Consider the following 9,118-nt stretch of genomic DNA (forward strand, 5'->3'; position numbering starts at 1 on the left):
AAATGATTCACAGCATAAGTAATTGTGTTATTTTAAGTATAAAAATAATTTGTAAAGTAAATTACACCAATTGAAAGCATCGAGTTTTTAATTTTTACATAAGTTGCTTATGTAATTATCTAACTGAAAGTTAAATATAAACTAACTTAATAAAATGCAGAAATTTTATTACAACTTATATATTAATTATAAAAAAACTAGATTAGAAAATTAATTAACTTTCCAATCTAGTCTTTTAACTTACTTAAGATATATTTAATTTAAATATATCTTAAGTATTTATTAATAGCTTTATATATCCCTATCTGAAGAATAATATACTATTATTTTTTATTTTTCTTTTTTCTTAATAAGAATGCACCTGTTCCTAAAGCAGCAATACCAATAAATCCTATTATACTTTCTTGTCCTGTTATAGGTAACTTTCCTACATTATCCTTATTATTTGAATCTTCTATTTCAGTGTTATTTTCTTCTCCAGAGTTTCCTCCGTTACCAGAGTTATTTCCTGTGCCGGAGTTTTCTTCACCTTCTTGGTTATTTCCGTCCCCTTGATCATTTCCCTCTTCAGAATTATTTCCATCTTCTGGGTCGTTTCCATCTCCCGGATTATTTCCGTCTACTGAATTATTTCCATCTCCTGGATTGTTTCCATGGCCTGGATTTTCTCCATCTCCTGGATTCTCAGGTGCATCTAGTAATAAATCTAGTTGATCTTTAAATTTTTCATAGTTATCTAAACTATTATCTATTCTGATTTCTATATATCCAGCATTGCTATCTTTAAAGAATTTAAATAAATTAATCTTCTTTTCAACCTTTATTTTATATACTGTAGAATTTCCATCTACATATTTATTTTCTAAAGTTGTCTTTAATTTTTCTAAGTCTTTTATGAATTTATTAAACTCTCCCACAGTTATATTTTTAACTTCTAATACTAATGGATCATTAATATTACCTATGCCATATAATGGTGTTACTATATCTTTATCCACTATATCTACTATAAAGGAAGGTATCTCATCATTATTATCAAAACTCTTTATATCAATAGTTAAGCTATCTGACTTATTACTTCCATCAATAGTTGAAGCTGTTATAGTAACTTGTCCTTCCGCTTTAGCTATTACTCTAGCATTTCTTCCTAGCACTTCTATTTCAGCAATATTTTCATCACTAGTAGACCATTCTATATCTTTTATATCAGCTTCCTTATTTATAGTTGCTGTTAAGATATTGCTACTTCCTATGTATAACTGATTTATTTTACTATCAATTGTTATATTAGTTGCTAAAGAAATATCCTTCTCTACTGTTACTTTTATAGTTTTAGTTGATTTTGCTTTTTGACTATCTTCTACTGTATATGTAACACTGTATTCTCCTACTGCATTTTCATCTACTGTATTATCTGTTACTACTATATTAGATGTGATGTTACCTTCTTCTGGGTCCATTGCTGTTACTCCATCTAATGGATTAAAGTCTTCTCCTAATTTTATAACTTTATCTTCTGCATATATAATAGGAGCTTTATTTATAACTGTTACCTTTGGGTTAACTTCTACTTTACTTTGAACTTTAGTATTTTTACCTTTACTATCTGTTGCAGAATATAAAACCTTATATGTTCCAGGAATATTGGTATTTACATTACTTTCAACTTGCAGTTCTATATTTTTATCTTCGTCTTCTACAGTAACCCCATCTTTTGGTTCAAATTTATCTCCAACTTTTAATACATGATCCTTAACCCCTAATATAATCGGAGCCTTATTAGCTTTTACTGTTAAAGTAATTGTCTTTTCACCTTTGTTTCCATAAGAATCTATAGCTGTATATGTTATTTTATATTCTGTATCAACTTCTGGATCTAAGTCAATATCTTTATCTGAAGTAACTTTTATATCAGTTATTTCTCTACCTTTTGCATCTATTGCCTTAACACCCTCTAATGGTTCAAATCTTTGTCCAGCATCTATAGTTATATCTTTTAGATCTTCCCCATTTTGGGTAAATGTTGGTGGTGTTTTAACATCATCTTGAACTACATTTACTTGTACTGTTACAGTCTCAGATCTTTCTCCAAAACTATCTATAACTGTACATTGTAAATCATAAATTCCTGGTTTATCTTCTACAAACTCAGTTATTACTTCATCACCTTTTTTAACTTCAAGAGTTAACTTATCATCTTGATCATCATCTGACATAGTTATTCCTAGATTTTCTGCTGTTAACTCTAGTTTTTCTCCATCAGTAACTTCTAAATACTTATATTCTAAGCTTATTATAGGTGCTGTGTTCATAGTTATAAAGTCATTTTTGTTATAATCTACATTAGTTGTGTAATACTCTTTATTTGTATTACTTATGTATTTATATTCGTAATTGCTTGTTGGAATAACCTTATATTTAGGTGCTTCACCTTTATCTAGTAAATTAGTTGAATCAGGAGATTTTACATCTAATTCAAAGACATCAATTTTATTTCCTGTTTTAGGAATAGAATTTTCAGCTGTTATTAATACATCTATAGTATTATCTTCTTCATTTACCGTATAATCTACTAATATATCATTTGAACTGCTTGAGTATTCTTTATTCTTAAGCCTTGTCTCTACTTCTGATGTAATTAAGTCCTTTATACTATTTTCTCCATCCTTTAAAGATGCTCCCTCTAACTTAACACTAAATTGAAGTGCTTTTGGTATATCTTCTATATTGTCTATAGCTACTTTAACAGTATCACTATCAACTTTTTCTACAACTAATTTAAATTTATCTTCATTATTTTTTTGAACTTCCTTAAATTTGGGAGTTGCGTATACAATTGCAACAGTAGATGTTAATACTAAAGTCGATGCTATAGCAACCTTTGCTAATGATTTCTTACTTTTCATATACTTTCTCCTTTCTTACCTTTACAGGAGAGCTGTCTTAAAGACAGCTCAATTGTAAACTTATCTATTCTTTATTGCTTCACTCATTACACTACTATTAATTTCTACAACTTTATCATAAGAATCATTTATAGTTCTAGCACTTCCAGCATTTAAATCAATTTGTGGTAAATTATCTAAAGCTGGGATATCGTAATAGAAAGTATCACTTACTAATCTTTGTCCAATTGGAGTATCTCCATCTAATTTATTGTATCTATATAATTCTGCTTTAATAGAAGTTCCCTTTACATTAGGTCCATCTTCAAAGATTTTATCTTGTTGCTCTGGAGTTATCCAATATAGCCATGTACCTTCCGCAACTTCACCAAGCTCTGAATCCTCTGGTAATTTAGCTAATAGTATAGATTGAGCTTCCATAGCAAAGTTCTCATCATTTTCATTTAATACAAGTGGAATATTAAATGCTGGGTCACCCTTATATTCTCCAGTTACAATTATTGAACCAGCCTCAATAACTTTTCCATCTGCATACTCATAATCTGATTTTAATCTACCTATACCATTTTTATATACCTTATCTCCATTATCAATACCGATTTCGATATTATCTCCAGTTGGACCTAATATATCAAGTTCTGCTATTGAAATAGTTTCAGCTCCCTCAGCAACTAGCTTTACATACTTAGCATTAAATGCCCAAAGTTGTGTATTGTCGCTACTTCCTGCTTCATTGAAGTAAATAGTATTTTCCTTTGTAGTATCAAATGTACCTGAATGAGCCTTAACCCAATTTTCACCATCTTCACTTACAAGAACTTTATATTTGCTTATAGGATTGTAAGTGATTTCATTATTTTTCTTAAAGAAATTCATTATAGAGAATTTCTTAGTTTCTGTTTTTCCTGGTGTATATTTAAGCCCAACTATTGACTTAGTCTCTCCCATATCAACTGTTACATATGGATCACCGCTTAGAACTTGTCCATTTTCATTTAAAGCTTTTGATGCATTATACACAGTAGATATATCACTATCTTTTATGTTATTAATTGAACCATCTTGAGATTGTCCATGTCCTGTATTTTCATTAATAGCATCATCTTCACTTCTAGTGTTTGTATCAAATATCCAATTTTTATTAGATATACTTCCATCATGATTTACTTTTATATTTCCAATTGTTGATTCCTTAGTTACATTTAAGCTGTAATCATAAGCTTTAACCTTATATTCAAAAGCTCTATTATTTAATGTATCTAAAACATCTGTATATTCAGTAATATCACTTTCTTTATCTCTCTCAACAAACCCAACTGGAGTTTCTTTAATTCCTGTTGCAGTTGCTTCTCTTCTTATTATTTCATATCCAAGAATTTTATCTGAATCTCTATCTACACTTAATCTTAATGGAACTTCCTTTTGATTTAAGTAGCTCTTTTCAGTTATAGCATTTCCATTCTTATCTACACCAAATGTTCCATTAACTTTTGTTTCTGCATTCATAGTTATACTACTCATATCATTGTTATCTATTGCTTTTAATCTCTTTCTTCTAGCTTCATCATTTAAGTAGTATATTGCTTTATCTTCCTTATCATAACCCTTACTATCTAAGTACTTATTAGTTTCTGGACTTGCAACAATACCCCACTTTTCAAAATATTCTCTTAAATCTTTTTCAATTGCATCTGATGATCTCATTATAAATGTTTGGGCAGTTTGATCATGACCAACTTCTTTTGGTGCAACTCCATTTACCCTTGTAGCTCTATATAACTTAGCATAGAAAGTATCATTTTCTAAATCATTATCTGTATTAAGATCTAACATATCATAAGTATAGTCATTATCATATGCTAAATGTAATTGCCAGAACATTGCTAACTTATCAATTCCTGAACTTGCAAGACCTACACTGCCTGATGTTACCTTGTTGTATACCCCCTTGTATGATGTTCCTTCTATTCTAGATGTATTAATATCATTAAAGGTTTGAGTAATTAAAGCTAGTATATTATTTGTTACTTCTGCATATGTTAAACCTGGTCTATCATGAACATGTCCTATTTCATGATTAATACCCCAGCCAAATAATGACCCTTCATCACTATTTAATAAGTTTCCATTTTCATCAAATTTAAATGGAATCCCTTGCATCATACCAGGAATTGAACCATATCCAATACCTACGTGGTGGCCTGAAGCATACATAAATGCCCCTGTAAACATTCTTTGATATTTGATATTAATACGGTTTAATGGTGCTTTATTATCTTTAAAGAATTGTTGTTCACTCTTACCATTAAGCTTTTCTAAAGCATTATTCCCTATTTTTCCATCATTATCAAAATCTATTGGCTCTTCAAGTAAACCTTGTTGTGCATAAGATACCTTCATTAATTGTTCCCATGCCATCAATGTATCATAAACTCTATTTACTTGAGCTTCTTCATTTCCAGCCAATCCACTTTCTATACCCTTAAGAACTTGATCTGCTGCAAGAGACAGAGAAACTCTATCACTTTCTATTTCAGTACTATTTAAAATAGAAGTTTCAGGATCATAAGCATAAATATTTTTTGCTCTATCAGCTGGAGTTACAGTCTTAGGATATCTATCTTGTACTGTGCTAACATAAGATTTTAACTCTCTAATATATTCTCTAATTAATTCTTTAACTTCTGATTCCTTAGATGAATCATCCATCATATTATTAACATTTAAATGAGGTATTTCTGTTCCACCACTTACACGAACTTGAACTTCTTGTTCATCACTAAAACCACTATTAAATCTTAAATATAAGTTTCCACCCTTTTCATAATCCATATCAAATGGTGAATCTGGAATTGTTATTTCATTTTTACCTACAGTTAGTGGCGTATTATATTCTTTTATATAAGTTCCACTTTCACCGTTATGTTGAGTTACTGCAAGCTTAAATGTAGTATCTTTTCTTGAAGAACCTATATATATATTTACTTTATCACCTGGTTTAACTGCTACTCCTAATGCTTGATAGTCATTTGATTGACCTATTGTATGTCCTCCATCATTAGAAGTATTATTTCTTATTCCAACATCAAGAGTTTTTATATTATCACTTAACTTAATATCGTTGAATAAATCTTGTGCTCTCTTTAAATCAGCTAATAATTGTTCTTGCTTTGGATGATACTCCATACTTGCTGAATCTATAGTATTAGCTCTTTTTATAAGTTCATCAATTCTTTCTTGAGTAACATCATCATTTAACTCTAGCATTAAATCACCTTTAAATAATGCAGCTACATCATTTTCTAAGCTATCATATTCATAGAATTTAATTTCACTTATACTTGAGTATTGTGCCTTACCGTATGAAGGATTAATTCTTAATGCAGTTTGTATCTTACTTGTTGTTACTGGATTCGGAAGCTTAACTTCATAATATAATGTTCCATTATCCTTATCTTTTAAAGTAGTATATTTGGCGTTTACATTTACAAATTCATTTTTCTCTGAGTCAAAATATCTTACTGGAACATAATCATATGTAACATCATATGCATATACGCCATCTAAACGAGTTGCTATTCTTATAGTATCTATTGTATATTCTTTATCAAAAGTAACAGTTGGACCTGAATTATGGCTACTATTCCATGTAAATGATGTCCAGTATGTACTAAAGTCATTATCTACAATTGCAAATTTATTACCTTCCATACCATCTGGGTGTGATCCTGGATCAACTCTTCCATATTCTACATCTACTATGTTTGAAGTATGTTCTTCACCTTCTACTACTCTATTTATCAACTTATATTCTGACATTTTAGGAGGATTAATACCTTTTGTAGCACCTAAATAAGTCTGTGATAATCCACCAGTACCATGGTGATTAGTCGCTGTCATTTTTATTTCATATGTAGCATTATCTTCAAGTCCTGTTATAGTGTAGCTAGTCCCTCTTATTAACTCATCATTATCAGTCTTTTCAGCTGGACTTAAATTTGCTACTCCATCTGGTATATCATTAGTAGGATCACTATCTACATACTTAGGTTCATTTGGATCTTTGACCTTAAACCATTCTCCAGTTCCAAGCTTTCTATAATATAAATCATAGTCCTTAGCTTTTTTATGGCTCTTCCAGCTAACATTAAGTATTCCTTTATATGCCCCTTCTATTTTTATACCTTCTGGTCCCTCAGGTGCTGTTTCTGGGATAACTTGAAGTTCAATAATAGAATCTACCCCAAACTTATTTCCACCTTCTCCATTAGAGCTTAATTTTCCTGATGTAGAATCCCATCCTTTTGGTATATAGTTTTCATCAACATTATCTGGAACTCCATCTTTATCATTTAAGTTATTGTCTAAGTTAGTTGTACCAGCTGGTTTTGTAGAATAATCTTCTTGCTCATCCTTATAGCCACTCTTCCAATCGCCATTTAAAGATTGAATACTTACTCTATATGTAGAATAACCATTAACTTTCTCTATCTTTAAAGTATTCTCAGTAGTCTTATATGTACTTGTGGATTTAACACTGCCATCTTCTTTTAGCTCTTCTACTTTGATTTCATATCCACTTATATTATTTTCATGTTCCCATCCTAAAGTCATAGCTTCATTACCTACAGCTGTTGAACTTGTAAAGTTATTTATAACAGGAATATTCATATTAGGCTTTGGCATTTCTTTATAAACATTATTTAAAAAGTTAACCTTTGATATTTCTGCAAGATTTTTATTTCCTCTACCCCCAGTAACTTTTATAGTAATTTCACTTACTGCAACTTGCCCACCTAAATCTATTTCTATTACACTTACTTCTTTTCCATCAGAATTTCTTGTTCCTATAACCTTTGAATTATTTTCATTAAAGTTAATATCTTTATGGCCTGGTATACTTATAAGTCCTTTTCCAGGAGCTGTATCCTTTGGTGCTTCTATAGTTATTTTTTCTACATTAGTTGTAGTTGTAGACCTAGATTTTCCTGATAGATTTATAGGTATTTCAATAGGATTATTTTCACTTATTTCTTCATTATTTTTAGCTGATAATTTTACTCCTGATCCATTATCAGCTAATATATCTCTTATATTTCCTTCAACTATTTCTGTTGTATTATTAACATTTATATCAATATTGTTAGGATTTAAAATTGGATCTGTATCTACTATAGTTGCTTCTACACTAGTTTTGTCCATATTTTTGTGTGTATAACTTAAATCAGTTATATCTACTTTTCCATCTCTATTTAAGTCAAAATTAGAATCATATGACTTACTCTTTATTTTATCTTTTATTGCATCATAGTCTGCTTTATCTACTTTCTTATCAGCATTTACATCCCCTGATAGGAAAAGCCCTGGATAAACTTCATCTTGAGCTTGATTATCATTATTGCCACTTGTACCTACTAAAACCCTCTTTGATGAATCTTGTATATCTATGTTAACTATATTTGCAGTTTCATATCCATCCCCTAGAATTTCTAAAGAATAATTTCCTAAAGGCAATTTATTGAAAGTTAGATGATAGAAATATACTGAGTCATCACCATATTCTAATGAACTTCTCTTAGAATTTAACGCCTCTAAATTATAAGTAATACCAGTATCCCCTATAACTCCACTCTCGTTATCTGCTCCTAATTTAATTATTCCAACTGCTCCTGATTCACCTATTAATTTTACTGATATATTAGTATTTTCAGTATTCTCCTTCTTTATAGGTGTAGAGAAGTTTATATCTAATTCTAATTTTCCTGTAACTTCATAATCAATATTTTCTACTCTTTCTTCAGTCTCAGTTTCTACATTTCCATCAATTTCTTCTACTTCTTCAGTATTTTCAACGTTCTCAATTTCTTGTACATTTTCGTCTTCTGGAGCTTGTTCAATATTTTCAGTACTCTCTATGTCATTAACTTTATCTGTATTATCTTCAGTTGATGTAATATCATTATTACTTTCAGGTTTTTCTTCTAAATTTGAATCCTTATTATCATTATCACTTTGTAAAATATCTCCATTAAGAATATCAATAGCTTCTTTATTATTTATTGTTTCTGCATATACAACATTTTGCATCTGACTTGCAATTAATGCCACAGCAAGTGTAGCTGATATCTTTTGTTTCAAAATAATTCCTCCTATTTAATTTTTTTCGAATAAAATATATCATAAATTATACTGGAAAATCAATATTATATAAT

General features: G+C 29.7%; 2 protein-coding genes. Both read right to left on the bottom strand.

The annotated features are described in order from the left end of the window. Positions 1–323: 323 nt before the first annotated feature. The gene (locus E6248_RS09470; protein WP_316340573.1) at positions 324–2,906 is read right to left on the bottom strand and encodes an immunoglobulin-like domain-containing protein; all 2,583 of its coding nucleotides are present in this window, start codon (positions 2,904–2,906) and stop codon (positions 324–326) included. Positions 2,907–2,966: 60 nt separating this feature from the next. Further along, positions 2,967–9,044, bottom strand: a complete 6,078-nt coding sequence (locus E6248_RS09475) for a M60 family metallopeptidase (RefSeq protein WP_316340574.1) — start codon at positions 9,042–9,044, stop codon at positions 2,967–2,969. Positions 9,045–9,118: the final 74 nt, after the last annotated feature.

Source organism: Clostridium sp. (assembly GCF_032552055.1).
Lineage (GTDB): Bacteria > Bacillota > Clostridia > Clostridiales > Clostridiaceae > Clostridium.

Bases quoted from the DNA above. Each gene is read 5' to 3' on its own strand.
- E6248_RS09470 (WP_316340573.1), bottom strand. From the start codon at position 2,906: ATGAAAAGTAAGAAATCATTAGCAAAGGTTGCTATAGCATCGACTTTA.